Here is a 26,606-nt window from a genome sequence, read left to right on the forward strand (position 1 = left end):
CTTCGCGGCTGTGGACAACCTCAGGGCTGGTTGGGAAACCGCCCGGGGGAGCACATAGGCTCTAGGGCATGGCGGAATTCATCTACACGCTTCGCAACGTCCGGAAGGCGTACGGCGACAAGGTCGTTCTCGACAACGTCACGCTGAACTTTCTGATCGGGGCGAAGATCGGCGTCGTCGGCCCGAACGGCACCGGTAAGTCCTCGTTGTTCAAGATCATGGCCGGGCTCGAGCAGCCCAACAACGGCGAGGCACGGCTGGCTGACGACGCGACGGTCGGGATCCTGCTGCAGGAGCCGCCGCTGACCGAGGGCAAGACCGTGCTGGAGAACGTTCAGGAAGGGGTCGGCGACACCAAGCAGAAGCTCGACCGCTTCAACGAGATCTCCGCCGAGCTGGCCGACCCAGACGCGGACTACGACACGCTGCTGGCCGAGATGGGTGATCTGCAGACCGAGCTCGACCACCGCAACGCCTGGGACATCGACGCCCAGCTCGAGCAGGCGATGGACGCGCTGCGCTGCCCGCCGCCGGACGCGATCGTCGACAAGCTCTCGGGTGGTGAGCGCCGACGGGTCGCGCTGTGCAAGCTGCTGCTGCAGCAGCCCGACCTGCTGCTCCTCGACGAGCCCACCAACCACCTGGACGCCGAGTCCGTGCTGTGGCTGGAGCAGCACCTGCAGAAGTACCCGGGCGCCGTCATGGCGATCACCCACGACCGGTACTTCCTGGACAACGTCGCCGAGTGGATCCTCGAGCTCGACCGCGGCCGCACGTACGGCTACGAGGGCAACTACTCGAAGTACCTGGAGACCAAGCAGGCCCGTCTGGTCGTCGAGGGGCAGAAGGATGCCAAGCGGCAGAAGATCCTGGAGCGCGAGCTCGAGTGGGTCCGCTCGAACGCGAAGGCCCGGCAGACCAAGAGCAAGGCCCGCCTGGCGCGGTACGAGGAGCTCGCGGCCGAGGCCGAGCGGGCCCGGAAGCTCGACATCGACGAGATCAACATCCCGGCCGGCCCGCGGCTGGGCAGCACGGTGCTGGAGGTCTCGAAGCTGGTCAAGGGCTTCGGCGACCGCAAGCTGATCGACGGCCTGAGCTTCAGCCTTCCGCGCGCCGGCATCGTCGGCGTCGTCGGCCCGAACGGCGTCGGTAAGTCGACCCTGTTCCGGATGATCGTCGGCGAGGAGCAGCCCGACGCGGGCACGCTGAAGCTCGGCGAGACGGTCAAGATCTCGTACGTCGACCAGTCGCGTGGCGGTCTGGACCCGAAGAAGACCGTCTGGGAGCAGATCTCGGACGGCCTCGACTACATCAAGGTCGCGAACTTCGAGATGCCGAGCCGGGCGTACGTCGCCTCGTTCGGCTTCAAGGGGCCGGACCAGCAGAAGCCGACCGGCGTGCTCTCCGGTGGTGAGCGCAACCGGCTGAACCTGGCGCTGACGCTGAAGATGGGCGGCAACCTGCTGCTCCTCGACGAGCCGACCAACGACCTGGACGTCGAGACCCTGCAGTCGCTGGAGGATGCGCTGCTGGAGTTCCCGGGGTGTGCGGTGGTCGTGTCCCACGACCGGTGGTTCCTGGACCGCGTCGCGACCCACATCCTGGCCTGGGAGGGCACCGACGAGAAGCCGGCCGACTGGTTCTGGTTCGAGGGCAACTTCGCGTCGTACGAGGCGAACAAGATCGAGCGGCTCGGTCCGGAGGCGGCGCGGCCGCACCGCGTCACGCACCGGAAGCTGACGCGCGACTGAGCTTCGCGTAGCAAGAACCCGTACCAAGAACCCGTACCAAGAACCCGTACCAAGAACCCGTACCAAGAACCCGTACAGAGCCCCGTCTCCCGTTGTGGAGGCGGGGCTCTTGTGTAGGAAAACAGTTAGCTCTTGCGCTAAGTATTGCCATGAGGCAATACTTAGCCTCATGGCACAGTATTCGGCGGAGGTTGACGGGGTGTTCGTCGCGTTGGCCGATCCGACGCGGCGGAGGGTGATCCGGCGGCTGGGGCGGGGGCCGACGAGTGTCGGAGAGTTGGCGGCCGAGTTCCCGATCACCTTGCCGTCGTTCATGAAGCATGTCCGGACGCTGGAGTCGAACGGGCTGATCCGCACGGTGAAGACCGGGCGGGTGCGGACCTGCGTGCTGAATCGCGAGCGGTTGGCGCTGGTCGACGACTGGCTGGCCGAGCAGCGGCGGATCTGGGAAGACCGCACCGACCGCTTGGAGCGCTTGGTCACTGCGGAGCAGCAGGAGCCGGCCGAGCGGCCGAAGCCGACCGCGCAGCCAGGGCAAGTGGTGACTACTGAGGAGGGGTTGTGAGTCGGGGAGAGTTCAATCCTGCGTTGGACCTGATGGTGGAGCGGGTGATTCGGGCTCCGCGGGCGGCAGTGTGGCGGGCGTGGACGGATCCCGTGCGGTTCGAGCAGTGGTGGGTTCCGGCGCCGGCGCTGTGCCGGGTCGATCGTCTGGAGGTCCGCCCGGGTGGCGCACTGGTGACGCGGCTCAGCGAGGACGGCGCGCAGTGGGGCCCACACTTGGACGCGGTGATCCTGGTTGCGGACGAGCTCGAGCGGATCGCCTTCACGACCGCGATCGACAGCACCTGGCGGCCCGCGAATCCGCAGCCGATCGCGGTGACGGCGGAGGTGGTCCTCGCCGATCATCCGGACGGCACCGACTACCGGATGATCGCCCGGCACGGCGACCCGGCCAGCCGTTCGCGCCACGCGGAGCTCGGATTCGCCGACGGGTGGGGCACCGTCACCAAACAACTCGCCGCCCTGGTGGAGGGCGCGCGATGAAGCTCGTACTGACGGAGTTCGTCACGCTCGACGGCGTGAGTCAGGGGCCGGGATCGCCGACCGAGGACACGAGCGACGGCTTCACCCGGGGCGGCTGGTTGGTGCCGTTCATGGACGACCTGTTCGTACGCCGGGCCGCCGAGTGGCTGCATCGCGCCGACGCTCTGCTGCTCGGGCGACGTACGTACGACGCCTTCGCGCGCGACTGGCCGCAGATCACCGACCCCGACGACCCGTTCACCGAGCTGATGAACTCGCTCCCGAAGTACGTCGTGAGCACCACCCTGACCGAAGCGAGCTGGAACCCGACGACGATCCTGACCACCATTGACTCCGTCGCCGAGCTCAAGCAGCAATCAGGCAACGAGCTCCAGATCCACGGAAGCGCCCGCCTCGGCGCCGTGCTGGTGGGCCAAGGTCTGGTGGATGTCGTCCGACTGGTCGTGGCGCCGGCCGTGATCGGCGCCGGACGGCGGCTGTTCGAGCATCCGAGCGACACCGCGGGTCTCGAGCTCACCGCCCACGAGGCGACGCCCGCCGGACTCCTGCTGCTGGAGTACGACGTGGTTGGCGCCGCCGTGATGGGTGAGTACGCCGGTGTTACTCCGAGAGAACGCGCTCGATGACCGTCAGATCCTCGGTGATCAGCGCCTTCCACAGCGCCCACCCGCGAGCGCGCGCCCACATCGCGTCGTCCTGCCGTACGGCGTCCCGGAACACGGACCGGGACGAGCCGGTGAAGAACGTGTAGGCGATCACCAGATCGCAGGCGGGATCGCCGACTCCCGACGTACCGAAGTCGATGACGGCGGACAGGCGGCCGTCGCGGACCAGGAGGTTGCCGCTCGCGATGTCGCCGTGGAACCACACCGGGGACCGGTCCCAGGTCGCGGCCAGCGCGGCGTCCCACACCTCGCGGGCCTGATCCGTGTCGATGCGGCCCTTCAATGCGGCGAGCGCCTCGAGTGTCTCGTCGTGGTAGTGCTCCGGAGGGGTGCCGCGGTAGAAGCTGTGCGCTCCGGCGAGCGGCCCGTCGGATGCGTCCACGTTCTGCAGGGCCAGGATGAAGCCCGCGATCGCCCGCGCGAACTCGTCCAGGTCGGCGACCGTCCCGGTCGACGCGGTCTCGCCCGAGATCCAGCGCCGGATCGCCCACGGGTGTGGATATCCCTCACCAGGTGCGCCCTTCGCCACCGCCTCGGGGATCTCGACCGGCAGATGCGGCGCGAGGATCGGCAGCCACCGGTGTTCCTTGTCGACGGCGGCCACATAGCTCGAGTGTGTCGGTAGCCGCGCGGTCAGGTCCTTGCCCAGCCGGTACGTCCGGTTGTCCCAGCCGTCGATCTTGACCGGCGTGACCGGCAGATCGGCCCATTGCGGGAACTGCTGCGCGATCAGGCGCCGTACGAGGGCCGCGTCGATGCCGGCGCGGCCGTCCTGGTGAAAGTCCGTCACGCCGAGAAGGTTCTCGAACCCTGCGTGCGGCCTCAAACGGTTTAGCTGGTGGCTTCAGTGACCGAGTCGCCGAGGAACGCGGAGATCGTCTTGAGTTCCTCGACGCTCCGGCTCGCCAGGACGGCGTGCATCCGCTCGCCCTGGTCGGCGTACAGCGGGACCAGCTTCTCCTGGATCGCCTCGAGCGACGGCGTGACCACCACCTTGCGGCGATCGCGGGGATCGGGCCGGCGAGTGACGAAGCCGTGGGACTCGAGCCGGTCGATGACGCCGGTGACGGTGCCGGAAGTGAGCCCGGTGTACTCGGCGAGTTGCCGCGGCGTCAGTGGGCCGTACGTCTGCAGCAACGTCATGAACTGGGAGTCGCTCGCGCCGAGTCCGACCTTGGCCGAGACCGCGTGGTTGTACAGCACCACCTCGGCGATGAATCGGATCAGCCGTTGCTGGATCTCGCCGGTGAGCTCTTCGCGTGCACTGGTCATGGTCCGCCTCAGCATAGGGCTTGCATTTCTCTCGGATTCCCAAGATACTCGGAACTCCAAGATACTTGAGGGAGTGAGAGAGATGAAGGTGCTGGTGATCGGTGGCGGAACCGGCGGGCTCGCGCTGGCGCACGGCCTGGTGCGGGCCGGGATCGACGTAGCGGTGTTCGAGCGCGACACGCTGCGGACCGACGGCCTGCACGGGTACCGCGTCGGGATCGACCCGGACGGCAGCCGGGCGCTGCACGCGTTGCTGCCGACTGAGCTGTACGACACGTTCGTGGCCACCAAGGCGCGCGATCCGAAGTACTTCAACATGCTCACCGAGGACCTCAAGGAGGTCCTGTCGATGGAGATCCCCGCGTCGACGGACCCGGTGGAGAGCGAGAAGTCGATCAGCCGGATGACGCTCCGTCAGGTGCTGCTGACCGGTCTGGAGGACGTCGTCGAGTTCGGCAAGGAGTTCACCCGATTCGAACAGCACGGGAGCCAGGTCACGGCGTACTTCGCCGACGGGACCGAGGCCACCGGGGACGTGCTCGTCGCTGCCGACGGATCCGGCTCGCGGGTACGCCGTCAGTACCTGCCGCAGGCGAAGACCGAGGAGACCGGGATCGTGGCGATCGCAGGCAAGTTGCCGATCACCGCCGAGAGCGCGCAGCTCGTCCCGCCGAAGGTGTTCGAGGGCATCTCGATGATCAATGCGCCGCGGGGACTGTTCTGCATCCTGCATGTCATGGAGTTCCAGTGGGACCGCGACGGGCAGGTGAAGAGCGGGATCGGCGGCAATACCGAGGAGCTGATCAGGCGCTGGCCTGGCCTGCAGTTCGACAACACCCGGGACTACATCAACTGGGGTCTGTCTGCAGCCAGGGACAAACTGCCGGCCGACATCATGGAACTCCGCGGCGAGGAGCTGATCAGGGTCGCACTGGAATTGACGCCCGGCTGGCACCCGAATCTGCGGCGGCTGTTCGAGCTCACCGATCCGGGCACCTGCTTCCCGGTGAACATCTGGACCTCGGTCCCGCTCGAGCCCTGGGAGTCGAGCAACGTCACACTGCTGGGTGACGCGATTCACACCATGACGCCCGGCCGTGGCGTCGGGGCGAACACTGCGCTCCGTGATGCCGTCAACCTGTGCCGTGCGCTGATCGACGTACGGGACGGTTGCCAGGAGCTGGTCCAGGCCGTGCACGCTTACGAGGTGAAGATGATCGACTACGGGTTCGACGCGGTGATCAAGTCGCGGGCGCAGATGACCTCTGACGACCCGGTGCACAAGCCGGTGATCGGACGCATGGCGCTGGCCGGCCTGCGGACGGCGATGCGCACGGTCAACCACCTGCCGCCGGTGAAGCGGCGGATGCGGGACTCGATGCTCGCCTACCGCGGCGCCGACCGGGACGAGCTGACTCTGGAGATCAACCCGTCACCGGTGGAGCGTTGAGTCAGCGCTGGCCGATGTGCTCCGACACCGCGTCGAACACGCGGCCGACGGCGGCGAAGTCCTCGGCGCTGGCGAGGTCGACCAGGTTCTCCCGGACGCCCTCCACGTGGAACGGCGCGGCCTGCTCGAGCAGTGCGAAGCCCGCCTCGGTCAGCTCGGCCCACACGCCGCGCTTGTCGCTCGTGCACGAGGTGCGACGGACCAGGTCGGCGGCCTCGAGGCGGCCGACGGTGTGGGTCAGCCGGGACCGGCTCTGGTGCAGCCGGTCGGCCAGGTCGGCCATCCGGAGCCGCCGGTCGGGGGCCTCGGAGAGCCGGACCAAGATCTCGTAGTCGTTGATGCCCAGGCCGAACCGCCGCAGGTCGTCGTCGAGCTTGGCCATCAGGCGTGCGGTCCCCAGCAGGTACGCACGCCACGCCACCTGCTGCTCGGCGTTCAGCCACCGAGTCCCCTGCTCCATCTCAGTCTCCATCGTCACGGGAACAGTGTACCGGGAATGTAGTTGACTTTTAAACCGTTACTGCCTACTGTCGTGGTCATCAGGTTGAAACTTTAACAATGACCACTTCGCCCCGCACCCCCCAGTACCAGTAGATTTCCCGAGAGGACCTCATGAGCGACACCACCACCGGCACCGTGATCAGCACCATCCCCGGCCTGGTCGCCGGTACCTACACCCTCGACACCGCGCACAGCGAGATCGGTTTCACCGTCCGCCACCTGATGACCAAGGTCCGCGGCACCTTCCAGGAGTTCAGCGGCGAGATCAACGTCAAGGACACCATCGAGGAGTCCGCGGCGAGCGTCTCGGTCGAGCTGGCCTCCGTGCACACCCGCAACGAGCAGCGCGACGGGCACCTGCGCTCCGGCGACTTCTTCGACGCCGAGAAGAGCCCGAAGATGACCTTCGTCAGCACCGCGATCAAGCCTGAGGGTGACGACTACATCCTGGCCGGCGAGCTGACCATCAAGGACGTCACCAAGCCGATCGAGCTCGCGGTCGAGTTCCTCGGCGTCGACCAGAACGCGTACGGCCAGACCATCATCGGTTTCGAGGCGTCCGCGTCGATCAGCCGCAAGGAGTGGGGCATCGACTTCAACGTGCCGCTCGAGGGTGGCAAGCTGCTGATCGGTGACAAGGTGGACATCCACCTCGACGTCCAGGCCGCGCTGCAGGCCTGACCTCCAGCAAGCTCGAGCAACCGAAAGACCCCGCACCAGGTGGGTGCGGGGTCTTTGCTATGCCTGGACCATTCGGTGCGCGAGGTCGGCGTACAGCTTGCCGAGGGTCGCCGGGTCCCCGCGGTGTGGCGTGTACCAGCGGGCCACGTCGATCGAGAGCGAGAGTACGGCGAGAGTCGTGCCCGGCAGGTCACTCACCTCGAACTCGCCCGCGCTCACCCCGTCCGCGAGCACCTGCTCGATCTGCGCGGAGATCGAGCGACGGATGGTCGCGACCTCGGCCAGGTGCTCGGGGGAGAGGGCGGCGAGTTCGTACTGCACGACGCGGGCGATCGTGTGGTGCTCGGCGTGCCAGGCGGTGAACGCCGCGACCAGTGAGCGCAGGCGGTCGGCCGGAGTCGCGCCGGTGTCCGCGGAACGCAGTACCTCGAGGGCTGCGTTGTGGCCGTACAGGCTGATCTCGAAGAGCAGGCGCTCCTTCGACGGGTAGTGCACGTAGAGCGCCGCCGGGCTCATGCCGGCCCGGGAGGCGATGTCGCGGGTGGTCGTGGCCTGGTAGCCGCGCTCGGCGAACGCGTCGACCGCGCCGGTCAGCAGCCGGCGCGCGGCGGCCGGTTGGACGTGCTCCCAAACCAAGGGGCTGGTGACTGCGGACACGTTGACACCTTGCACCGAAAGCGTGAAGCTAAGCAAGCGCTTAGCCATCCATCTCACACCTTGGGGAGGCCCAGATGGAGCGCGTCATCTTCAACGAGGACCATCACGCATTCCGAGCCAGCGCGAAGGAGTACTGCGACCGCTCGCTCGTGCCCCGGATGGAGCAGTTCCTCGACGAGAAGACGATCGACCGCGCGGCCTGGCTGGAAGCCGGCAAGCAGGGCTTCCTCGGGCTCGACGTCCCGGAGGAGTACGGCGGTTCGAGCGTCGGCGACTACCGGTTCAACGCGGTGTTCGCCGAGGAGGTCTCGAAGGTCTCGGCCTCGCTGTCGAGCTGTTTCGGCATCCACTACGACTGCGCCGCGCCGTACTTCGTCGACCTCGGTACCGAGGAGCAGAAGCAGCGCTGGCTGCCGAAGTTCTGCTCGGGTGAGTACGTCGCCGCGATCGGGATGACCGAGCCCTCGGGCGGGTCGGATCTGGCCGCGCTGAAGACGACCGCGAAGAAGGCCGACGGCGGCTGGGTGCTGAACGGTTCGAAGACCTTCATCACCAACGGCGACATGGCCGATCTCGTCATCGTCGCCGCGCGCACCGACCCGTCGAAGGGCGCGAAGGGCATCACGCTGTTCGTCGTCGAGGAAGGCATGGAGGGCTTCGCCCGCGGCCGGAAGCTCGACAAGGTCGGTCAGACCGAGTCCGGTACGTCGGAACTCTTCTTCGAGGACCTGTTCGTCGGCGACGACAACGTGCTCGGCGAGGTCGACCGTGGCTTCATCCACATGATGGAGCGACTGGCGCAGGAGCGCGTCGGCGCCGCGGTGTCGAACATCGCGCACGCGACGCAGATCCTCGAGGAGACCGTCGACTACGTGAAGCAGCGCAAGGCCTTCGGTCAGCCGGTCGGCTCGTTCCAGTACAACAAGTTCCTGATCGCCGAACTGGTCACCAAGGCCGAGGTCACCCAGGCGTACGTCGACAACGCGATCGTCGCGCACGACGAGGACCGGTTGTCGGCGGTCGACGCGGCGAAGACGAAGTGGTGGAGCGCGAGCGTGCAGAACGAGATCCTGGACGCGTGTGTCCAGCTGCACGGCGGCTACGGCTACATGAACGAGTACCGGGTGGCGCGCGCCTGGCGGGACGCCCGGGTCACCAAGATCTGGGCCGGCTCCAACGAGATCATGAAGGAACTGATCGGCCGCGACCTCGGCCTCTGAGAGGGAAGACAAATGCCTGAAGCAGTGATCGTGTCCACGGCGCGCTCGCCGATCGGTCGCGCGAACAAGGGGTCGTTGACGACGATCCGGCCGGACGACCTCGCCGTACAGATGATCAAGGCGGCGGTCGAGAAGGTCGGGCTGACCGGGGACCAGATCGAGGACCTGGCGCTCGGGTGTGCCGAGCCGCACGACGAGCACGGCGGCAACATGGCCCGCCGGGTCGCGGTGCAGCTCGGCTGGGACAACACGCCCGCGACGACGGTGAACCGGTTCTGCGCGTCGTCGACGCAGACCGCGCGGATGGCGTACCACGCGATCAAGGCCGGCGAGGGCGACATCTTCGTGAGTGCCGGCGTCGAGTGCGTCTCGCGGTACAAGAACTTCGGGTCCGCCGGTGTCGGTGACCCGAGCTCGTTCAATCCGGTCTTCACCGACGCGGTGGCGCGGACCGAGAAGTACGCCGAGACGAACGACACCTGGCACGACCCGCGCGAGGACGGCCAGATCCCCGACATCTACATCGCGATGGGGCAGACCGCGGAGAACGTCGCGACGCTGCGTGGCATCTCGCGGGCGGACCAGGACGTGTTCGGCGTCCGCTCGCAGAACCTGGCCGAGAAGGCGATCAACAACGGGTTCTTCGAGCGCGAGATCACGCCGGTGACGCTCCCGGACGGCACCGTGGTGAGCAAGGACGACGGGCCGCGGGCCGGGACCACGCTGGAGAAGGTCAGCCAGCTGAAGCCGGTGTTCCGCCCGGACGGCACCGTGACGGCCGGCAACTGCTGCCCGCTGAACGACGGCGCCGCGGCTGTCGTGATCATGAGCGACACCAAGGCGCGCGAGCTCGGGCTGACGCCGTTGGCGCGGATCGTGTCGACCGGTGTCAGTGGTCTGTCGCCGGAGATCATGGGCCTCGGTCCGGTCGAGGCGTCGAAGCAGGCGCTGGCCCGGGCCGGGATGAGCATCAACGACATCGACCTGGTCGAGATCAACGAGGCGTTCGCGGTCCAGGTGCTCGGCTCGGCGCGGGAGCTCGGGATCGACGAGGACAAGCTGAACGTGCACGGCGGCGCGATCGCGCTCGGCCACCCGTTCGGCTCGACCGGTGCGCGGATCATGACCACGCTGGTGAACGGTCTGCAGTTCGAGGACAAGCAGTTCGGTCTCGAGACGATGTGCGTCGGTGGTGGCCAGGGGATGGCGATCGTCCTCGAGCGCCTCAGCTGATGCACGGCCGTACGGCGATCATCACCGGAGCGTCCCGCGGTATCGGGTTGGCGATCGCGCAGCGCCTGGTGGCCGACGGTGCCCGGGTCGTCATCACCGGCCGGACCCAGGAGACTCTCGACCAGGCGGTCGAGACCCTGGGCGGCCGGGAGCACGCGCTCGCGGTGGCCGGGAAGGCCGCCGATCCGGAGCACCGGTCCCAGGTCGTCGCGGCCGCCGTCGCGACGTACGGCTCGGTGGACCTGCTGGTGAACAACGCCGGGATCAACCCGGTCTACGGGAAGCTCCTCGATGTCGACCAGACGGTCGCGGCGAAGATGGTCGACACGAACGTGCTCGCCGCGATCGCCTGGGTGAAGGCCTGCCGGGACGCGTGGATGCGCGAGCACGGCGGCGCCGTCGTGAACCTGTCCTCGGTCGCCGGATTGGGGCCGTCACCCGGCATCGGGTGGTACGGCGCCACGAAGGCGATGGTGTCCCGGGTGACGCAGGAGCTGGCGGTCGAGCTCGCTCCGGAGATCCGGGTGAACGCCGTGGCGCCGGCGGTGGTGAAGACGAAGTTCGCCGGCGCGCTCTACGAGGGACGTGAGGACAAGGTCGCGTCGACGTACCCGTTGGGACGGCTCGGCCGGCCGGAGGACGTCGCCTCGCTGGTCTGGTTCCTGCTGTCCGACGAGGCGTCGTGGATCACCGGCCAGACCGTCACCATCGACGGCGGCCTGATGCTGAACGGCGGGATCGCCTAGATCTGACGACCCTGCCAGGCCGCCAGCTGCTCGTACGGCGCCACGTCGGCGGCCACCTCGACGACTGGACCGAACGGCATGTGTCCGCCGCGCTGGTCGGCCGGCACGAACTGGCGAACCATCGGGAGTACCCGCGAAGCCAGGTTGTCGTCGAGAGCGTCACGGCGGCCCGTGGCTGCAGCGAGGTCCCAGGCATGCGTCGCGAGCTCACCCGTGTACGCACCGATTGCGGCCGCGCCCGGCAGGGTGGCCCACGGGAGCTTGCAGATCCGTCCGAGCACCGAGTCGTCCGTCAGCGTGGTGTCGAGCGCGACGCGGCGCTCCTTCCAGGCAGCCGGCACGTCGTCGACGCCCGTGGTCACGACCGGGATGGCCAACGGGTCGCCGCCGTTCAGTGCGAGGTCGATGCGGGCGGCAACCGTGAGGAGATGGCCGAGCAAGGTGCGGACGTCGTACTCCGTGCACGGCGTCGGGAGGTCGAGGTCGTCGGGTCCCGTGGTCGTGATCAGCTCCTGCGCCTGGTCCAGGGCGCGGATGAACAGCGGGCGAGGGTCGTTCTCGAGGTTCGTCATACAGACAGCCTCGCGGGGTATATGCGACATCTTCTGTCGCATATTGTGGGAGACGTGCGAGCGGACCGGTTGTTGCAGATCATTCTGTTGCTACAGCGTCATGAGCGACTGAGTGCGCGTCAGCTGGCCGAGCGGCTGGAGGTGTCCACCCGGACGGTCATGCGCGACATGGAGGCGCTGTCCGCGGCCGGCGTACCTGTCTACTCCGAGCGTGGCCGCAACGGCGGATGTGTCCTGCTGCCGGGGTATCGGGCCGACGTGAGTGAGCTGACGCCACGGGAGGCGCAGGCGCTGTTCGCCTGGTCGGGGAGAGCCGCTCTGTCGGAGGAACTGGGCCTGCAGGACGCTCTGCACACCGCGATGGGCAAACTCTCGGCCACGCTTCCTGTGGAGTTGCAGGGGGACGCGGACGCGCTGTCCGGCGCGATCGTGGTCGACCGGCGCCGGTGGTTCGCGGAGGCCGAGGACACCGGCGCCTTGCCGGTACTGCGACAAGCAGTCGTCACGCGACGTCGGGTGCGACTGCGCTACGCGTCGGCCAGTGAGGGCGTTCAGCAACGGACTGTCGACCCCTGGGGACTCGTGGAGCAGGCGGGCCGCTGGTACCTCGTGGCGGCGCATCGAGGGGCGTCGCGGATGTACCGGGTGTCTCGGGTCGAGCAGGTGGACATCCTGGACGAGCTGGCGGAACGGCCCGACGGGCTGGACGTGCGGGCCGAGTGGGAACGGCTGCGGTCGGGTCTGGAGCGGCAGGCGCCGGTCGGGGTCGACGTACTGGTTCGGGTACGGCCGGATCGGGTGGAGCTGATTCGGCGGATCGCCACGCCGATGCTGGCCAAGGGTGAGATCGCGCGGGACGTGCCGTCGGACGACGACTGGCCGCATCTGCGGATGCACTTCCGGGTGCGCGAGGCGGCGTGTGGCGTGCTGCTCGGGTTCGCCGGTGATCTGGAGGTCCTGGAGCCGGCGGACCTGCGGGCACGGATGCTGGAGCTGGCCAGAGCGGCGCTGGCGACCTACGGCTGACGCGTCGCCACGAACGTCTGGCGGAGCGTGACGTTGCCGTCGGCATCTTCGTCCTCGTTGCGCCAGTGGAAACCGGTCGCGGTGATGCCGGTGAACTCCCACCGGGTTCGGGCGGTCTGCGACTCGAGCGTGATCGTGCCGTCGGTGGCGTGCGCGATGAACGGCATCACGAACGCGGCGTTCGGGCCCATCCAGGTCGAGCGGAACGCCTGCAGTTCGGGATCGAAGATCCGCACCGACAGGCCCCACTCGCCGTCGCCGTCGGTGGCGCGCGCCGCGCGGCTCGGGGTGATCCAGATGTCGGCGACCGCGCGACCGTCGAGGATCCAGGCGAAGTGCCACTCACCCTTGGTCCGGCGGGTGACCGCACCGCTGTCGTCGTACCAGGCGACGTCGAGATCCCAGCTGCCGATCAGCGGGGCGAACGGACTCAGGGCCTCGGCGAACTCCGGGCGCGGTGCGTCGGACACCATCAGTTCGGCGAACTTCCGCGCGGCGGCCGCGCCATCGGTCATCGACATGGTTGCTGTCTACGCCCGGCGTTGACGCATGGTCAAGGCTGCCCGGGGACGCCCCGCCGCCGGTGACCCCGTCGCGTACAACCACGATGGCACTTCCGGCGGTCGGGGCGATCAGTCCGACAGCACCGCGTCACTCTAATACGTCAGAGCTACACCGCCGAATCGCGTGATTCTCGCCGCTGTTGCGATCGCGTTGCTGGTTGTTAATGCGTGGCGTGTGCGGGACCCGCTGACTAAGGTCCGGGAGCATGACGACTCGGGCGGTGGTGCGGCAGGCGGTAGCGGACGACGCCGAGGCGGTGGCCGCGGTCCGGCGGGCGGTGTACCCGTACAAGGCGATGTCGACGGCGGCGACGCGGCACATGATCACCGTGCAGGCGCCGGGCGAGCGGTTTCTGCCGCTGGTCGCGGAGAGCTCCGGTGAGGTGGTCGCCTGGGGGTCGGCCGGCCTGAACGTCTGGACCAGCGACCCGGGCCAGAGCGGCGTGACGATCTTCGTCCGTCCCGACCACCGCCGGCAGGGCATCGGCAGCGAACTCGCCGACCGCCTGCACCAGCACCTGACCGAGGTCGGAGCGGTCCGCGTGCGCGCGTTCGTGCATCCTGACGGTCTCCAGTTCGCGCGCAACCTCGGGTACGACGGGACTCGGCAGATGCACTTCTCCGGCGTCGAACTGGGTTCGTTGCCCGAGCAACCGGAGACACCGGACGGGATCGAGCTCGTCACGTTCGACGCGGTCGACCCGCGGACGGCGTACACGGCGGACACGATCGCGTCGCTGGACGAGCCGGGTGACTCGACGATGGACTCGGTCGACTACGACCAGTGGCTCGAGGAGATCTGGAACAGCCCGTCGATGGACAAGACGCTGAGTGTCGGCGCGATGGCGGGCGACACGATGGCGGCGTTCACCGTGGTCGAGACGGACGGCGACCGGATGTGGTCGGGCATGACCGGCACGATCCCGCAGTACCGCGGGCAGGGGCTGGCGAAGCTGGTGAAGTCGGTCGCGCTGCGTCGTGCGGCGGCGGCCGGGATCACCGCGGCGTACACGTCGAACGACGACGAGAACGGGCCGATGCTTGCCATCAACAACTGGCTCGGGTACCGCCGGGTGCAGACCGAACTCGGGCTGCTGAAAACCCTCTGAGACAGAGCTGTAATCCGGAACCTTCCGGTACGGACCTGAAAAGACGTTATGTTCCGTGGGTCTTCGCTGTTGGAGTGCCCAAGGAGTTTCGGATGGAGATCAGGCCGGCGGAACCGGGGGACGTCGACTCGGCGGTGGCAATACACGACGCACTGGTTCCGTATTTGGTGGTCACACGGACCTCGATGGTCCGCCGACTCGGAAGGCCGAACCGGCCGGGAAGTGCGACGTTCGCCGCGTTCGACGATGGTGAGCTCGTGGGCTGGGCGACGGGCGGCCTGATCGGCGGCTCGGACCCGCTGGACGGCGAGTTGCGCGTGATGGTGCGGCCGGAGTACCGGCGGCGCGGGATCGGAAAGCAGTTGCTGGAGGCAATGCACGAGAACCTCCGGGCCGGAGGAGCGACGACGGCGCGGGTGTTCGCGGACCCGAGCTCGGTCGAGTGGGCCAAGAGTTTCGGGTATCGGCAGACCAGGCAGGTGCACTACGCGGGCATCGATCCGCGGAAGGCGCCGGAGTTGCCCGACACTCCGTCCGGCGTGCGTCTGGTCGCGGCGACCGAGCTCGACCCGGAGGCGCTGTATGCGGCCGACATGGTTGCCCAGCGCACCAAGCCGGGCGACGCGAAGATCTCCTCACGGCCGTACGACGAGTGGCGGGCCGCCGTCTGGGAGTCACCCGACACGGTCCTCGACCTGAGCGTGGCCGCGCTGTACCGGGACGAGATCGTCGCGTTCACGCTGGGGCTCGGCGATCACACGATGATCTGGTCGAAGATGACGTCCACGATGCCGGAGTACCGCGGGCGGGGGCTCGCCAAGCTGGTCAAGACCGCCGCGCTCCGACAAGCCGCGGCAGCCGGTGTCCGTGGCGCGTTCACCGCGAACTACGACGGGAACGCGCCGATGATCGCCGTCAACGAGTGGCTCGGCTACCACCGGATCGCCACCCACGCCGTACTGATCTGCCCCCTCTAGGTCCTTCTCAGGGAACCAGCAGTACGACGGTCTCCGCGACGCAGGCGGGCTTGGTGGAGTTCTCCAGTTCGATGACCCAGTTCAGCGAGACCTGGACACCGGCCGGGGTCTGCACGGCGTTGGCGATCGAGGCGCCGGCGCGGACCCGGCTGCCGACCGGGACGGGGGAGGGGAAGCGGACCTTGTTCACGCCGTAGTTGAGTTTGGCGGTGACGCCCTCGATCGTGAACAGTTCGTCGCCGAAGCGCGCGATCAGGCTCAGAGTGAGGTAACCGTGGGCGATCGTCCCGCCGTACGGGCCCTTGCTCGCCCGCTCGACGTCGACGTGGATCCACTGGTGGTCACCGGTGGCGTCGGCGAACTGGTTCACCTGCTCCTGGGTGATCTCCAGCCACGCGGTCTCACCCAGTGGGGTGCCGACCGCGTGCACCACCTCGTCGACACCGTTGAAGGTCTGCGGCATGGTCGCGGCCCCTCAGTTCCGCGGTCCGCCGGCGACGTACAGGACCTGGCCGGAGACGAAGCCCGCCTCCTCGCTGCAGAAGAACGACGCCGCGGCGGCGATGTCCTCCGGCTTGCCGGTCCGCTGCACCGGGATGCTCGCGGCGGTCGCCTTCTTGAACTCCTCGAAGTCGACACCGACCCGGGCCGCGGTGGCAGCGGTCATGTCGGTCTCGATGAAGCCCGGGGCGATCGCGTTCGCGGTGACGCCGAACTTGCCCAGCTCGATCGCCAGCGTCTTCGCCAGGCCCTGCAGACCGGCCTTCGCGGAGGCGTAGTTGGCCTGGCCGCGGTTGCCCAGCGCGGAGGTGGAGGACAGGAACACGATCCGGCCGTACTTGGCGTCGACCATGTGCGACTGGCAGGCCTTCGACATCAGGAAGCTGCCCTTGAGGTGCACCGACATCACGGTGTCCCAGTCGTCCTCGGACATCTTGAAGAGCAGGTTGTCGCGGAGTACGCCGGCGTTGTTGACCAGGATCGTGGGGGCGCCGAGCTCGGCCACCACCCGCTCGATCGCAGCCGCGACCTGGCCGGACTTGCTGACGTCGCAACCAACTGCGATCGCCTTTCCGCCGGCTTCCGTGATCGCCTGCACGGTCGCCTCGCAGGCGCCCTCGTCGAGGTCGATGACGGCCACCGCGTTGCCGTCCTTCGCGAGCCGCTGCGCGACGGCTGCGCCGATTCCCCGCGCCGCCCCGGTCACGATCGCCACCCGCTGCTCGGTCATCGACCACTCCAATCGGTCCACTGGTCTGCCGAGCATGACATTACCCACGTGCAGTCACCCCAGGTGTACCCCGGATGACATGATCCTCGTGTGGATCATCACAGATCGGGGTGGCGGGACGGGGAAGGTATGAGGAACCGCCACGTCTATTACTGCCCGTTGCGCTGGGGCGACATGGACGCGCTGGGTCACGTGAACAACGGCCGGTACGTCGACTACCTCCAGGACGCCCGCGTCGATTTCCTGTTCCGGACCGCGAAGGAACTCGGGGCCGACAACCTGGAGACCGGGCTGCTGGTGGCCCGGCACGAGGTGCAGTACCGGGCGCCACTGCACTTCCGTCCCGAACCGGTGCGGATCGAGCTGTGGATCAGCGAGATCAAGGCCGCGTCGTTCACGGTCGACTACGAGATCCTCGACGTCGAGCCGGAGCGCCGTACCTATGTCGAGGCGAAGACCCGGCTGGTCCCGTTCGACTTCACCGCCAACCGGCTGCGCCGGATCACCCCGGTCGAACGCGAAGCCCTGACCAAACTGGTGGGTTCCTGATGTACACACATCCTGTGCTTGTTCGATGGTCGGACATCGACTCGTACGACCACGTGAACAACGTGCGGTACTTCGACTACCTGCAGGAGGCCCGGATCGCGTTCCTCGGGCAGGTGATGGAGACGACCGGCGACTTCTTCGCGCAGTACCCGTGTGTGCTGGTCAGCCAGACGGTCGACTACCTGCGCCCGATACTGCTGCGGCACCCGCCGTACGACGTGGACGTGTGGATCACCTCCGTCGGTACGTCGTCGTACACACTCGGCTCGCGCATCGTCGACCGCAGTGGTGCGTCGGACGACGTCTACGCCAGGGCCGAGTCGGTCATCGTCGCCGTGGACGGCGCGACGCACGCCAAGCGCCCGCTGGGGGACGCTGAACGGGCAGCCCTCCTGAAGCACGTTGTGAGCGCTTGAGAGACTAGTCACGACATGAGTGAGCAGCAGAGCTTCTACGACGCCGTCGGTGGGGCGGACACCTTCCACCGGTTGGTGGCAGCGTTCTACCGGGGTGTTGCCGCCGACCCGGAACTGCGGGCCCTGTACCCGGAGGAGGACCTCGGTCCGGCCGAGGTGCGCTTCCGGATGTTCCTGGAGCAGTACTGGGGCGGTCCGAAGACGTACTCCGAGCAGCGCGGGCACCCCCGGCTGCGGATGCGGCACGCCCCGTTCGCCGTCACCCCGACCCAACGGGACCGCTGGCTGGGCCACATGCGGGCCGCGCTGGACGAGATCGGCCTGACGCCGGAGCAGGACGAGCAGATCTGGACCTACATGGTGATGGCCGCGCACAGCATGGTGAACACCGACGAACCGAACTACCCGGGCGCGATCGACGTGACCGGCCGCTGAACCTTCTTCTAAGGAGAGAACACGAGCATGGCTACCACTCGTACGGCGAAGGCCCACTGGGAAGGCTCGCTGATGGAGGGCGCCGGCAAGGTCGCCCTGGAGTCGTCCGGTGTCGGCACCTACGACGTCACCTGGGCCTCCCGCGCGAACGACGCCAACGGCAAGACCAGCCCGGAAGAGCTGATCGCGGCCGCGCACTCCACCTGCTTCTCGATGGCGCTGTCGCACGCGCTGGCCGGCGCGGGCAAGCCGCCGGCGTCGATCGACACCCAGGCCGATGTGACCTTCCAGCCGGGTGAGGGCATCACCGGCATCAAGCTGTCGGTGAACGGCAACGTCCCCGGCCTGACCGCCGACGAGTTCGCCGAGTTCGCCGAGGGCGCGAAGAAGAACTGCCCGGTCTCGCAGGCGCTGGCCGCCGTCCCGATCACGCTGGACGTCACCTTCACCGCCTGAGTCACACCACAACGGCGTCCGGCAGGCTGCCGGACGCCGTTGCTGTTTCATCCTTGGTACAGATTCAGCCGTGGTATTAAGCGATCACGTTTGGTGAAGCCGTACGCCCTCTGCAACACCCGCTGCACGAGTCGCCGATCGCGATGCGTCAACAACCGATCGCGCTCGGTGGGCGTCAGCCCCGGGCATCGTCCTGCGTCCCGCTCGCCGCGCCCTCGTCGGTCTTGGCGGCTTCCTCTTCCTTCTCGGTGCCGGAGCCGACACCGGAGGAGCCGCTGCTGTTCGGGTCGCGGGTGGTCATGTTGCCGACCCGGAGCACCTCGCCGTTGCGGACGTACCAGGTGGTGCCGTCCTCGCCGCGCAGCGTGGTGATCCGCAGGCCGACCGAGACCACCACACCGGTCGCCTTCTCCATGTCGATCAGGTCGCCGACGCCGTACTGGTCCTCGAAGATCATGAACACGCCGGCCAGGAAGTCCTTGACCAGCGTCTGCGCGCCGAAGCCGAGCGCGACGCCGATGATGCTCGCGGACGCGATCACCGGCAGGATGTTGAAGCCGAGCTCGGCCAGCACCATCACCACCAGGACGGCGGTGAGCACGATCGTCACCGCGCTGGTCAGCAGCGAGGCGATCGTCTCCGCGCGCTGGGTGCGGCGTTCGTTGGCGAGGGTGTTCTCGACGAACTCCTGGCCGCGCTTCGACTTCGCCAGCACGCCCGCGACGGCACCGTTTCCGGTACGCCGCGCGAACCGCCGGATGATCTTGTGCAGCAGCCAGCGGAGCACGAAGAAGCCGACGATCAGTCCGGCGATCCGGGCCGGGACGACGACGATCTGGTCGGTCACCTCGAGCTTGCCGTCGTTGCCCGTCCGGAAGAAGGTCGGGAAGCCCTCCGGGAGCGAAAACAGGGGGTGACTGACTAGGGACACAAGGTAGCTGGTCAGAATAGGCATCTCGCCGCCCGATGGTAGTAGGGCTGACAAGGAGAAGCGATCGCATGTCGAGTCGGCTGGACGACGAGCTTTCCAGGCTCGTGAGCGCAGGTGTGCTGCGTCAGTACCAGGCCGATTCGATCCGCGACGCCGCCGACGCCGAGATCGATGCGGCCCTCGCAGACCCGGGCCGCTCGCGGCCGGAACCCGCGGAGCCCGAACCGGCCAAGAAGGGCAAGCGGGACAAACCGGACCGCCCGCTCGATGTCACCCATCCGAATGCTCTGGTCGAGGTGCTCGGCTACATCGGTGGCGCGCTGCTGCTCGGCGCCGTCGCGCTCCTGACCTTGGCGAACTGGGGTGAGATGGGGCGCGCCGCTCGGGTCACCACCGGGACGGCCGCGGCCGTGGTGCTGCTCGGCGCGGCCGTCGTCCTGGCGCTGCTGCGGCGGCGCGCGCAGCTCAGCTCGGCGCTTGCGTCGCTGGGGTGCTGTGTGGCCGGCTTCGCGACGTACGTCGCCGTCGAAGGGGAGCCTGGACGGGTCGCTGGGGTGGTGGTGGCGCTCGCGCTGGTCTCCGTCGGACTGTGGTGGTTGGCCGGCTCATCGTTGCTCGTGGCAACTTTCGGGATCCTGGCCGTCGGTGTGTTGGTGATCACGGCGGACGTCCTCACTCCGGACGCAGGTTCGGCCGCGAACAGCGCCGGGATCGCCGGGACCGGTTTCATCATCGTGGCGTTCGTGTTCGCGATGCTCGGCCTGGTCCGCGATCCGGTGACGTCGTGGTCACTCGCCGGAGCCGCGATGTTCAGCTCGTCGATCTGCTGGCTGGTGCAGGAACGCGGCGAGATCATGGCGCTCGCCGTCGGTACGGCCGGGCCGGCCGCGTTGCTCGTCGCCTACGGCCGGACCCGACGCTCGGCGTACGCCGTGGTGGGGTGCGCCATCCTCCTGGTCATCTGGCCGACTGCGCTGTACCAACTCACCGACAACATGGGTGGCGTGGCGATCGGGCTGGTCGTGGCCAGTGGGGTGCTGCTGCTCGCCGTACTGATGCTGAGTCGTCGGCGCTCGAACGAGTAACGCAACGCGCGCCGTTACGCGTTGGTGGCGTTGATACGGCAAACTCGCTGGGGTGACAGCTCCCAGTCCGGCCCTTGTCGAGCTCGCGGTCGCCCATGGCGTGGCGACGGAGTACTGGAACTGGCAAGGCGAGCACGTGATCGTTCCCAGTGCCGTCGTGTCCGACGTACTCGCGGCACTCGGTGTTGACGCGTCGACGCCGGAGAAGGCGGCGCTCGCGCTCGCCGAACACCACCAGGCGCGTTGGCGCCGCACGCTGCCGGCCACTGTCGTGATGCGGTCGGGATGGACGCCCTGGTTCGCCGTACACCTGCCGCACGGGTCGACTGCTGAGGTGTGGGTCGACCTCGAGGACGGTGGTCAGCGGCGGGATCTGCCCCAGCAGGACCACTGGGTCGAGCCGGAGTGGGTCGACGGCGTACAGGTCGGCGAGGCGACGTTCCAGCTGCCTGGGGATCTGCCGATCGGGTACCACCGGCTGTGCGCGCGGATCGGAAGCAATCCGGAGATCTCGGTCAGCACGCTGATCGTCACGCCGCGGAAGCTGGAGCCGGAGAAGCTGCATCGCACCTGGGGTTGGGTGCTGCAGTTGTACTCCGTTCGCTCGCGCCGCTCCTGGGGTATCGGCGACCTGCACGACCTGGGCGACCTGGCCGCGTGGTCTGCCCATGACCTGGGTGCCGGCTTCGTGCTGGTCAACCCGCTGCACGCTGCCGAGCTGGCGGGCCGGATGGAGCCCTCGCCGTACCTGCCGGCGTCGCGGCGGTTCGGGAACCCGATCTACCTGCGGATAGAGGACATCGACGAGTACGGCGACCTCGCGCCGGCGGAGCGCGACCAGGTACGCGCGCTGGCGCTGCAGACTCGGGCGCTGAGCGAGGACTCGACCGCGCTGGACCGGGACACGGTGTGGGCGGCGAAGCGGGAGGCACTGCAGGTGCTGTTCCGGGTGCAGCCCTCGGTAGGGCGCATCGCGGAGTACGGCGCCTACTGCGACCGCGAGAGTCAGGGACTGATCGACTTCGCCACCTGGGCCGCGCTCGCGGACGTGTACGGACCGGAGTGGAGCAAGTGGCCGGAGGAGCTCCAGGACCCGACCACACCGGCGGTTGTGGCCTTCCGCAACGAGAATCCGGATGCGGTGGAGTTCCACTGCTGGCTGCAGTGGCAGCTGGACGAGCAGCTGGGCCGGACGCAGGCCCGCGCGAAGGCGGCCGGTATGTCGCTGGGTGTGGTGCACGACCTGGCCGTCGGCGTCCATCCGGACGGTGCCGACGCGTGGGCGCTGCAGCAGGTGCTGGCGCCGAACATCCACGTCGGTGCGCCGCCGGATGCCTTCAACCAGCAGGGGCAGGACTGGTCACAGCCGCCCTGGCGCCCCAATGCCTTGGCAGAGACTGGGTACGCCGCTTGGCGGGACCTGGTGCGGGCGGTGATGCGGCACGGAGGCGGGCTGCGGATCGACCACATCCTCGGGATGTTCCGGCTGTGGTGGGTCACGTCGCCGGAGCGACCGACCGAGGGGACGTACGTGCGGTACGACCACGAGGCGCTGGTCGGCATCCTGGTGCTGGAGGCCCACCGTGCCGGCGTCACCGTCATCGGTGAGGACCTCGGGACAGTCGAGCCGTGGGTACGCGACTACCTCACCGAGCGCGGAATCCTGGGTACGTCGGTCCTGTGGTTCGAGCGTGACGCCAAGGGCAAGCCGCTGGCGCCGGAGCGCTGGCGTGAGCTGTGCCTGGCCACCGTGACCACTCATGACCTGCCGCCGACCGCTGGGTATCTGGCCGGCGATCACGTGGAGCTGCGGAACCGCCTGGGGTTGCTGACCCGACCTGTGGCCGAAGAGCTGGCTGTGGACGAGGCGGACCGCGACGCGTGGCTCAACGCGCTGCGCGAGCGGCATCTGTTGAGCAACACCGACGGCGACGTGGAGCGGATCGTGGAGGCTCTGCATCGGTACGTCGCTCACACGCCGGCGAAGCTGGTCGGTGTCTCGCTGACGGATGCGGTCGGGGAGCGGCGTACCCAGAATCAGCCGGGAACCACGGACGAGTACCCGAACTGGCGGGTGCCGCTCGGCGGGCCTGACGGTGAGCCGGTCCTGGTCGAGGACCTGCCGAACAACCATCGCCTGCGCCGGCTCATCGGCGCGCTCAATATGTAGCTTTCCGTATTCACCTGCTCACCAGCCGTTGACAATAGATTTGAACGGTTGTTTTCTATTGAGCAGGAGGCGCCTTCCTTCGCTGTCCACCGCCCCAACAGTTGAAGGAGATCTCATGCTGCGAAAAGGCACTGTCAGTCGCAGGTTCAGGATGGCCGGGATTGCCGTCGGCGCGCTCGCGCTGACGGTGTGTACGTCGGTACCGCTCGCCTACGCGCACGGGTACACGACCGGCCCGACCAGCCGGGCGAAGAACTGCCAGGACGGGGTCGTCAGCGGCTGCGGGCAGATCCAGTGGGAGCCGCAGAGCGTGGAGGGACCCAAAGGATTCCCGCAAAGTGGTCCCGCGGACGGGAGGTTGTGTTCCGCGGGGCTCGGGCAATTCGCCGAACTCGACGATCAGCGCGGCGGTTCGTGGCCGGCCACTCAGCTCCAGGCTGGTCAGGGGTTCACGTTCAGCTGGCATCTGACCGCGGCACACTCGACGACCGACTTCAAGTACTACATGACCAAGCAGGGTTGGGATCCGAGTCAGCCGCTGACCCGGGCCGCGCTCGATCTGACGCCGTTCCTGACGGTGCCGATGAACGGTGCCCGGCCGGCGGCCGACGTGTCGCATCCGGGCACCATTCCGGTCGGCCGGACCGGGCGGCACATGATCCTTGCGGTCTGGACCATCGCCGATACCGGGAACGCCTTCTACCAGTGCTCGGATGTCAATTTCTGATTCAACCTGACGTTTCGCCAATAACTTTCTTGGGGATTTCACTCCTTGGAATATCCGCCCCGTTTTCCAAGGAGTGTCCCCATGAAGTCTGTGCTCCGTCGTGTCGTCGTCCCGCTGGTCGCCGTCCTCGTCGGCCTGCTGCCCGGAGTGGTGGCGGTCGAGCAGGCGTCGGCCCTGACCAAGATGACCCACTCGCAGGCCGCCGCGATCTTCCGCGCCGCCGGCATCACGTGGTCGTCCACCGGCAACTGCTCCGACTGGAACGTGTCGACCTGTACGTCGTTCACGAACATCAACGACTCGACGGTGTACGGCGTTCGTACGCTGAAGCAGGCGAGTGGGTGTGCTGTGAACATCACCGGTGGGACCGAGGTGGGTCACGCGAGTGGGACCTACAGCCACCGGAACGGGTACAAGGTCGACATCTCGAAATACACGTGTGTAGGCAACTACATTCACAACACCTTCACCCGGATCGCCAACCGCGGCGACGGTGCGCTCCAGTGGCAGTCAGGTGCCGGCAACATCTACGCGGACGAAGGCAGCCACTGGGACATCACGTACTACAACTGCGGCGGCTGCTGAACAAGAGCAGCCGCGCTCCGCGCGGGTGGTGGAGGTGAAACTGCGGCGGCTGCTGACAGAAAGCCGCGGCGGCTTCTGAGAGGGAACGACCTTCGTGTCGGAGGCTGGTGTGGGAGGGGCGTGAGCTCCTCCCGTGCCGGGCGTACTAGGCTTCGGACGTGATTGTTGAGATGTCCGGGCACTCCTTGCTGGTGTTCGTCGGGATTCCTGCGCTGGTCGTCGCCGTGGTGGCGTTGCTGGTGTTCGCGTCGTCGATCGCGAACGGCCCGCGGTACCGCCCGGGGCTGTCGTGGTGGGCCCCGCCGGTCTGGATCAACGGACCGACGACCACCAAGCCGAACCCGGCCAACCTGCCCGACCTGCCCGAGCTGACCGGCGCGCCGGGCGGCACCGCGACCGCCGGCACTGGCGTCGCCCGCACAACCGGAGGCGCAAGTGCCAGCTGGTGACGCATTCACCCCCGACCAGCTCCACGACATCGAGCGCGCCGTCCGGCACGCCGAAGAGGTCTCCGGTCTGCACTTCTCGGTGTACGTCGGTGGCGCCGACTCGGAGACCCGCCCGTTCGCGATCGAGCTGCTGAACGAGCTGGACGACCCGGACAGGACCGTCCTGGTCTACGTCGACCCGGCCGGTCGCCGGCTGGAGATCGTCACCGGCGAGCAGGCGAAGCGCCAGCTGTCGGACACGGCCGCCGGCCTGGCCGCGCTGACCATGCAGACCTCGTTCGCGACCGGTGACCTCACCGGCGGACTGGTCACCGGCGTCCAGCAGCTCGGTGCGCACGCGCACCAGCCGACGCTGCTGCACGCCAACAACGAGCCTCACAAGCTGTAGGCACCGGTTCGACGGCCATGCCGGCACAAATGGCCCTGCAGCCACGCCAGATCGACCTGGGCGACGTCGTACTGCGCCCGTTCGTCGCCTCCGACGAGGCTGCGGTCGCTCTGGCCCTGCAGGACCCCGGCATCCTCCGCTGGACCGCTGGTACGGCGGTCATTCGCTCACCGGCCGACCACCGCGCCCGTCGCTGGCTGGAGCCGCGGCTGCAGGGCTGGTTGCACGGCAATGCGATCTTCGCGATCGCCGACGCCGGCACCGACGAGGTGGTCGGCAGCGTGTCGCTGCGGGACGTGCACCGGATCCCGGACCAGGCCGTCGCGGCGTACTGGATCAGCCCGTTGGCCCGGGGACGGCGGCTGGGTGCCCGGGCACTGGACGCTGCGGCGCGCTGGGGTTTCGCGGATGACGGGCTCGGCCTGCACCGCATCTCACTCGACCACGCCCTCGTCAACGAGGGGTCGTGCCACGTCGCGCTCCGCGCCGGGTTCCAGCTCGAGGGCGTGATGCGCGACTACTACGTCGAAGCGACCGGGCGGCGGCACGACTCGCATCTGCACGCTCGGCTCGCGACTGACGCCGTACCTCAGCTGGCTGGGCCGGCGGCCGGCTCGTAGGTCGGGCAGGCCGGGCTCGGGTGAGCCCGCTGGGTGCGCGGGTCCAGGCACAGGTTGAGCATCTGCTCCGAGGACGTGCCGGGGCCGAGGTACACGACCCAGGTGTCGGTCACCGGTGACAGGGAGCTGTTCCGCAGGCCCGGGTACTGGCCGTTGACGAGCATCGCCTTCGCCGGGATCCCGGCGCGGGTGATGGCTGTCGCGCTGGCCTTGGCGACCTCCGCCGCGTCGAGACCGACATCCGTCGGGTACTTGTCCAGCACTGCGATCCACTGACCGCGCTTGAACACCGGCGAGGTCGGCCCGGTGTTGACCGGAGGCGGCGTGATCTTCGGGGTGGTCTTCGGGATGGTCTTCGCGGTGGTCTTCGGGGCGGTCTTGGGTGCTGCCGCGGAGGACGGCGGGCTGCGGTCCCCCTTGGTCGCGCTACCGCTCGCGCTCGCGGTCGGAGCGGCCGGTGCGGCGGCGCCGCTGTCCGTCCCCGAACCCATCCGCAGCCCGTCGTCCGGCGACTGCGCCGACGTCCCGCGGGTCAGGATGAAGGCGAACACCGCGACCAGCGCGGCGCCGGCGACCACCGCCGCGCCGATGGTGCTGTGCGACCGCTGCGTGTGTCGCGACCGGGCGGCACGTCTGGTACTGCTCTGCTGTTGTCTCCGGGCGGCCCGTGCGGGCGGCCTCCGGTGATCGACAGGTGTCACGGCAAGGGCCCCTCCCCAGGAAAACCCCTGGATGTACAAAGTCCGATGCAGCTTAGACCGAACCGGCGGGTAAGTGAGCATCTCTCAGGTGGCAAGAATCTCTTCCCCGCAAGGGAATCGCGCACCGCACACGACCCTTCACGATGTGCCGACGAACAATCGTTTGACCGCTACCGAGCGGCGTCAGACGGTCCCGGATCCGCAATGTCTTGACCTAGCCAGCGCCCTAGACGGTGTGACGTGACGCCGTCGTGGTGGAAGCAGCGCGTGGAGCGACCCGCGACACAGCGATGAGCATCCCGGCCAGGCACCCCGGCCAGGCACCCCGGCCAGGCACCCCGGCCAGGCACCCCGGCCAGGCACCCCGGCCAGGCACCCCGGCCAGGCACCCCG

33 protein-coding genes are annotated in these 26,606 nt (G+C 68.1%); 23 read left to right on the forward strand and 10 right to left on the reverse strand.

Going from position 1 to position 26,606, the window contains the following annotated elements:
* Positions 1-68: 68 nt before the first annotated feature.
* The 4 genes from ettA to ACFYRH_RS34205 all read left to right on the forward strand — a co-directional run bounded on the left by ettA (position 69) and on the right by ACFYRH_RS34205 (position 3,424).
* Positions 69-1,751 carry an energy-dependent translational throttle protein EttA gene (gene ettA / locus ACFYRH_RS34190; RefSeq protein ID WP_387783891.1) on the forward strand — a complete coding sequence of 561 codons (1,683 nt, stop codon included), beginning with the start codon at positions 69-71 and terminating at the stop codon, positions 1,749-1,751.
* 169 nt (positions 1,752-1,920) lie between these two features.
* Positions 1,921-2,316, forward strand: a complete 396-nt coding sequence (locus ACFYRH_RS34195; protein WP_387783893.1) for an ArsR/SmtB family transcription factor — start codon at positions 1,921-1,923, stop codon at positions 2,314-2,316.
* A complete protein-coding gene (locus ACFYRH_RS34200; protein WP_387783895.1) occupies positions 2,313-2,798 on the forward strand; it encodes an SRPBCC domain-containing protein in 486 nt (161 codons plus the stop codon). Before ACFYRH_RS34195 ends, ACFYRH_RS34200 begins: the two co-directional genes overlap by 4 nt.
* Positions 2,795-3,424, forward strand: a complete 630-nt coding sequence (locus ACFYRH_RS34205) for a dihydrofolate reductase family protein (protein WP_387783897.1) — start codon at positions 2,795-2,797, stop codon at positions 3,422-3,424. Before ACFYRH_RS34200 ends, ACFYRH_RS34205 begins: the two co-directional genes overlap by 4 nt.
* Here ACFYRH_RS34205 and ACFYRH_RS34210 read toward each other — a convergent pair.
* Positions 3,399-4,253, reverse strand: a complete 855-nt coding sequence (locus ACFYRH_RS34210; protein WP_387783899.1) for an aminoglycoside phosphotransferase family protein — start codon at positions 4,251-4,253, stop codon at positions 3,399-3,401. The genes ACFYRH_RS34205 and ACFYRH_RS34210 overlap by 26 nt on opposite strands.
* Before the next feature lie 41 nt (positions 4,254-4,294).
* Positions 4,295-4,735, reverse strand: a complete 441-nt coding sequence (locus tag ACFYRH_RS34215) for a MarR family winged helix-turn-helix transcriptional regulator (RefSeq protein ID WP_387783901.1) — start codon at positions 4,733-4,735, stop codon at positions 4,295-4,297.
* A gap of 82 nt (positions 4,736-4,817) precedes the next feature.
* Here ACFYRH_RS34215 and ACFYRH_RS34220 point away from each other — a divergent pair, with 82 nt between their 5' ends.
* A complete protein-coding gene (locus ACFYRH_RS34220; protein WP_387783973.1) occupies positions 4,818-6,185 on the forward strand; it encodes an FAD-dependent oxidoreductase in 1,368 nt (455 codons plus the stop codon).
* Position 6,186: 1 nt separating this feature from the next.
* Here the strand turns inward: ACFYRH_RS34220 and ACFYRH_RS34225 are convergent, their stop codons facing one another.
* A complete protein-coding gene (locus tag ACFYRH_RS34225; protein ID WP_387783975.1) occupies positions 6,187-6,645 on the reverse strand; it encodes a MarR family winged helix-turn-helix transcriptional regulator in 459 nt (152 codons plus the stop codon).
* 152 nt (positions 6,646-6,797) lie between these two features.
* On the opposite strand from ACFYRH_RS34225, the gene ACFYRH_RS34230 reads away from it, so the two are divergent.
* Positions 6,798-7,367, forward strand: coding sequence for a YceI family protein (locus tag ACFYRH_RS34230; RefSeq protein ID WP_387783903.1), 570 nt, complete (start codon positions 6,798-6,800; stop codon positions 7,365-7,367).
* 57 nt (positions 7,368-7,424) lie between these two features.
* Here the strand turns inward: ACFYRH_RS34230 and ACFYRH_RS34235 are convergent, their stop codons facing one another.
* The gene (locus ACFYRH_RS34235; RefSeq protein ID WP_387783905.1) at positions 7,425-8,024 is read right to left on the reverse strand and encodes a TetR/AcrR family transcriptional regulator; all 600 of its coding nucleotides are present in this window, start codon (positions 8,022-8,024) and stop codon (positions 7,425-7,427) included.
* A 74-nt stretch (positions 8,025-8,098) separates the two neighbouring features.
* On the opposite strand from ACFYRH_RS34235, the gene ACFYRH_RS34240 reads away from it, so the two are divergent.
* From ACFYRH_RS34240 to ACFYRH_RS34250, 3 genes are read left to right on the forward strand one after another with little or no spacing between them, the layout of a single operon-like run.
* Positions 8,099-9,244: an acyl-CoA dehydrogenase family protein gene (locus ACFYRH_RS34240; RefSeq protein ID WP_387783907.1), complete on the forward strand. Its 1,146-nt coding sequence runs from the start codon at positions 8,099-8,101 to the stop codon at positions 9,242-9,244.
* Between the two features lie 12 nt (positions 9,245-9,256).
* Complete coding sequence (locus ACFYRH_RS34245; RefSeq protein WP_387783909.1) at positions 9,257-10,477, forward strand: acetyl-CoA C-acetyltransferase; 1,221 nt, start codon at positions 9,257-9,259, stop codon at positions 10,475-10,477.
* Positions 10,477-11,223, forward strand: a complete 747-nt coding sequence (locus ACFYRH_RS34250) for an SDR family oxidoreductase (RefSeq protein WP_387783910.1) — start codon at positions 10,477-10,479, stop codon at positions 11,221-11,223. The genes ACFYRH_RS34245 and ACFYRH_RS34250 overlap by 1 nt, the downstream gene beginning before the upstream one ends.
* On the opposite strand, the gene ACFYRH_RS34255 is transcribed toward ACFYRH_RS34250, so the two are convergent.
* Positions 11,220-11,795 (reverse strand): TIGR03086 family metal-binding protein, encoded by a 576-nt coding sequence (locus ACFYRH_RS34255; protein ID WP_387783912.1) that lies wholly within the window; start codon positions 11,793-11,795, stop codon positions 11,220-11,222. The two genes, ACFYRH_RS34250 and ACFYRH_RS34255, sit on opposite strands and share 4 nt — an antisense overlap.
* 54 nt (positions 11,796-11,849) lie before the next feature.
* Here ACFYRH_RS34255 and ACFYRH_RS34260 point away from each other — a divergent pair, with 54 nt between their 5' ends.
* Positions 11,850-12,821: a helix-turn-helix transcriptional regulator gene (locus tag ACFYRH_RS34260; RefSeq protein ID WP_387783913.1), complete on the forward strand. Its 972-nt coding sequence runs from the start codon at positions 11,850-11,852 to the stop codon at positions 12,819-12,821.
* On the opposite strand, the gene ACFYRH_RS34265 is transcribed toward ACFYRH_RS34260, so the two are convergent.
* The gene (locus ACFYRH_RS34265) at positions 12,812-13,342 is read right to left on the reverse strand and encodes a hypothetical protein (RefSeq protein WP_387783915.1); all 531 of its coding nucleotides are present in this window, start codon (positions 13,340-13,342) and stop codon (positions 12,812-12,814) included. The genes ACFYRH_RS34260 and ACFYRH_RS34265 overlap by 10 nt on opposite strands.
* 248 nt (positions 13,343-13,590) lie before the next feature.
* On the opposite strand from ACFYRH_RS34265, the gene ACFYRH_RS34270 reads away from it, so the two are divergent.
* Positions 13,591-14,493 carry a GNAT family N-acetyltransferase gene (locus ACFYRH_RS34270; protein ID WP_387783917.1) on the forward strand — a complete coding sequence of 301 codons (903 nt, stop codon included), beginning with the start codon at positions 13,591-13,593 and terminating at the stop codon, positions 14,491-14,493.
* Between the two features lie 92 nt (positions 14,494-14,585).
* Positions 14,586-15,470, forward strand: coding sequence for a GNAT family N-acetyltransferase (locus ACFYRH_RS34275; RefSeq protein ID WP_387783918.1), 885 nt, complete (start codon positions 14,586-14,588; stop codon positions 15,468-15,470).
* Between the two features lie 7 nt (positions 15,471-15,477).
* Here ACFYRH_RS34275 and ACFYRH_RS34280 read toward each other — a convergent pair whose 3' ends face one another.
* Both ACFYRH_RS34280 and fabG read right to left on the reverse strand, forming a co-directional pair.
* Positions 15,478-15,933 (reverse strand): MaoC family dehydratase, encoded by a 456-nt coding sequence (locus ACFYRH_RS34280; RefSeq protein ID WP_387783920.1) that lies wholly within the window; start codon positions 15,931-15,933, stop codon positions 15,478-15,480.
* 12 nt (positions 15,934-15,945) lie between these two features.
* Positions 15,946-16,701: a 3-oxoacyl-ACP reductase FabG gene (fabG, locus tag ACFYRH_RS34285; RefSeq protein WP_387783922.1), complete on the reverse strand. Its 756-nt coding sequence runs from the start codon at positions 16,699-16,701 to the stop codon at positions 15,946-15,948.
* A 129-nt stretch (positions 16,702-16,830) separates the two neighbouring features.
* On the opposite strand from fabG, the gene ACFYRH_RS34290 reads away from it, so the two are divergent.
* The 4 genes from ACFYRH_RS34290 to ACFYRH_RS34305 are packed head-to-tail and all read left to right on the forward strand — an operon-like array spanning position 16,831 to position 18,557.
* Positions 16,831-17,250, forward strand: a complete 420-nt coding sequence (locus ACFYRH_RS34290; RefSeq protein WP_387783923.1) for an acyl-CoA thioesterase — start codon at positions 16,831-16,833, stop codon at positions 17,248-17,250.
* Positions 17,251-17,264: 14 nt separating this feature from the next.
* Positions 17,265-17,666: an acyl-CoA thioesterase gene (locus ACFYRH_RS34295; protein WP_387783925.1), complete on the forward strand. Its 402-nt coding sequence runs from the start codon at positions 17,265-17,267 to the stop codon at positions 17,664-17,666.
* Positions 17,667-17,681: 15 nt separating this feature from the next.
* A complete protein-coding gene (locus ACFYRH_RS34300) occupies positions 17,682-18,101 on the forward strand; it encodes a globin (protein ID WP_387783927.1) in 420 nt (139 codons plus the stop codon).
* Positions 18,102-18,128: 27 nt separating this feature from the next.
* Positions 18,129-18,557 carry an OsmC family protein gene (locus ACFYRH_RS34305; protein WP_387783929.1) on the forward strand — a complete coding sequence of 143 codons (429 nt, stop codon included), beginning with the start codon at positions 18,129-18,131 and terminating at the stop codon, positions 18,555-18,557.
* A 175-nt stretch (positions 18,558-18,732) separates the two neighbouring features.
* Here the strand turns inward: ACFYRH_RS34305 and ACFYRH_RS34310 are convergent, their stop codons facing one another.
* Entirely contained in the window at positions 18,733-19,512 is a 780-nt protein-coding gene (locus tag ACFYRH_RS34310; protein WP_387783931.1) for a mechanosensitive ion channel family protein, read from the reverse strand.
* Between the two features lie 44 nt (positions 19,513-19,556).
* Here ACFYRH_RS34310 and ACFYRH_RS34315 point away from each other — a divergent pair, with 44 nt between their 5' ends.
* The 7 genes from ACFYRH_RS34315 to ACFYRH_RS34345 all read left to right on the forward strand — a co-directional run bounded on the left by ACFYRH_RS34315 (position 19,557) and on the right by ACFYRH_RS34345 (position 25,512).
* Positions 19,557-20,573, forward strand: coding sequence for a hypothetical protein (locus ACFYRH_RS34315; protein WP_387783933.1), 1,017 nt, complete (start codon positions 19,557-19,559; stop codon positions 20,571-20,573).
* Positions 20,574-20,625: 52 nt separating this feature from the next.
* On the forward strand, positions 20,626-22,743 hold the full coding sequence (gene malQ, locus ACFYRH_RS34320; protein WP_387783935.1) for a 4-alpha-glucanotransferase: 2,118 nt from the start codon (positions 20,626-20,628) through the stop codon (positions 22,741-22,743).
* 151 nt (positions 22,744-22,894) lie between these two features.
* Positions 22,895-23,470, forward strand: coding sequence for a lytic polysaccharide monooxygenase (locus ACFYRH_RS34325; protein ID WP_387783937.1), 576 nt, complete (start codon positions 22,895-22,897; stop codon positions 23,468-23,470).
* 81 nt (positions 23,471-23,551) lie between these two features.
* Positions 23,552-24,055: a hypothetical protein gene (locus ACFYRH_RS34330; protein WP_387783939.1), complete on the forward strand. Its 504-nt coding sequence runs from the start codon at positions 23,552-23,554 to the stop codon at positions 24,053-24,055.
* A gap of 158 nt (positions 24,056-24,213) precedes the next feature.
* On the forward strand, positions 24,214-24,504 hold the full coding sequence (locus tag ACFYRH_RS34335; RefSeq protein WP_387783940.1) for a hypothetical protein: 291 nt from the start codon (positions 24,214-24,216) through the stop codon (positions 24,502-24,504).
* Positions 24,491-24,892: a DUF5130 family protein gene (locus ACFYRH_RS34340; protein WP_387783942.1), complete on the forward strand. Its 402-nt coding sequence runs from the start codon at positions 24,491-24,493 to the stop codon at positions 24,890-24,892. The genes ACFYRH_RS34335 and ACFYRH_RS34340 overlap by 14 nt, the downstream gene beginning before the upstream one ends.
* Positions 24,893-24,921: 29 nt before the next feature.
* Positions 24,922-25,512: a GNAT family N-acetyltransferase gene (locus ACFYRH_RS34345; protein WP_387783944.1), complete on the forward strand. Its 591-nt coding sequence runs from the start codon at positions 24,922-24,924 to the stop codon at positions 25,510-25,512.
* On the opposite strand, the gene ACFYRH_RS34350 is transcribed toward ACFYRH_RS34345, so the two are convergent.
* Complete coding sequence (locus ACFYRH_RS34350) at positions 25,482-26,213, reverse strand: hypothetical protein (RefSeq protein WP_387783946.1); 732 nt, start codon at positions 26,211-26,213, stop codon at positions 25,482-25,484. The two genes, ACFYRH_RS34345 and ACFYRH_RS34350, sit on opposite strands and share 31 nt — an antisense overlap.
* Between the last annotated feature and the right edge of the window lie 393 nt (positions 26,214-26,606).

The sequence above is a fragment of the Kribbella sp. NPDC004875 genome (assembly GCF_042873375.1).
GTDB lineage: Bacteria > Actinomycetota > Actinomycetes > Propionibacteriales > Kribbellaceae > Kribbella.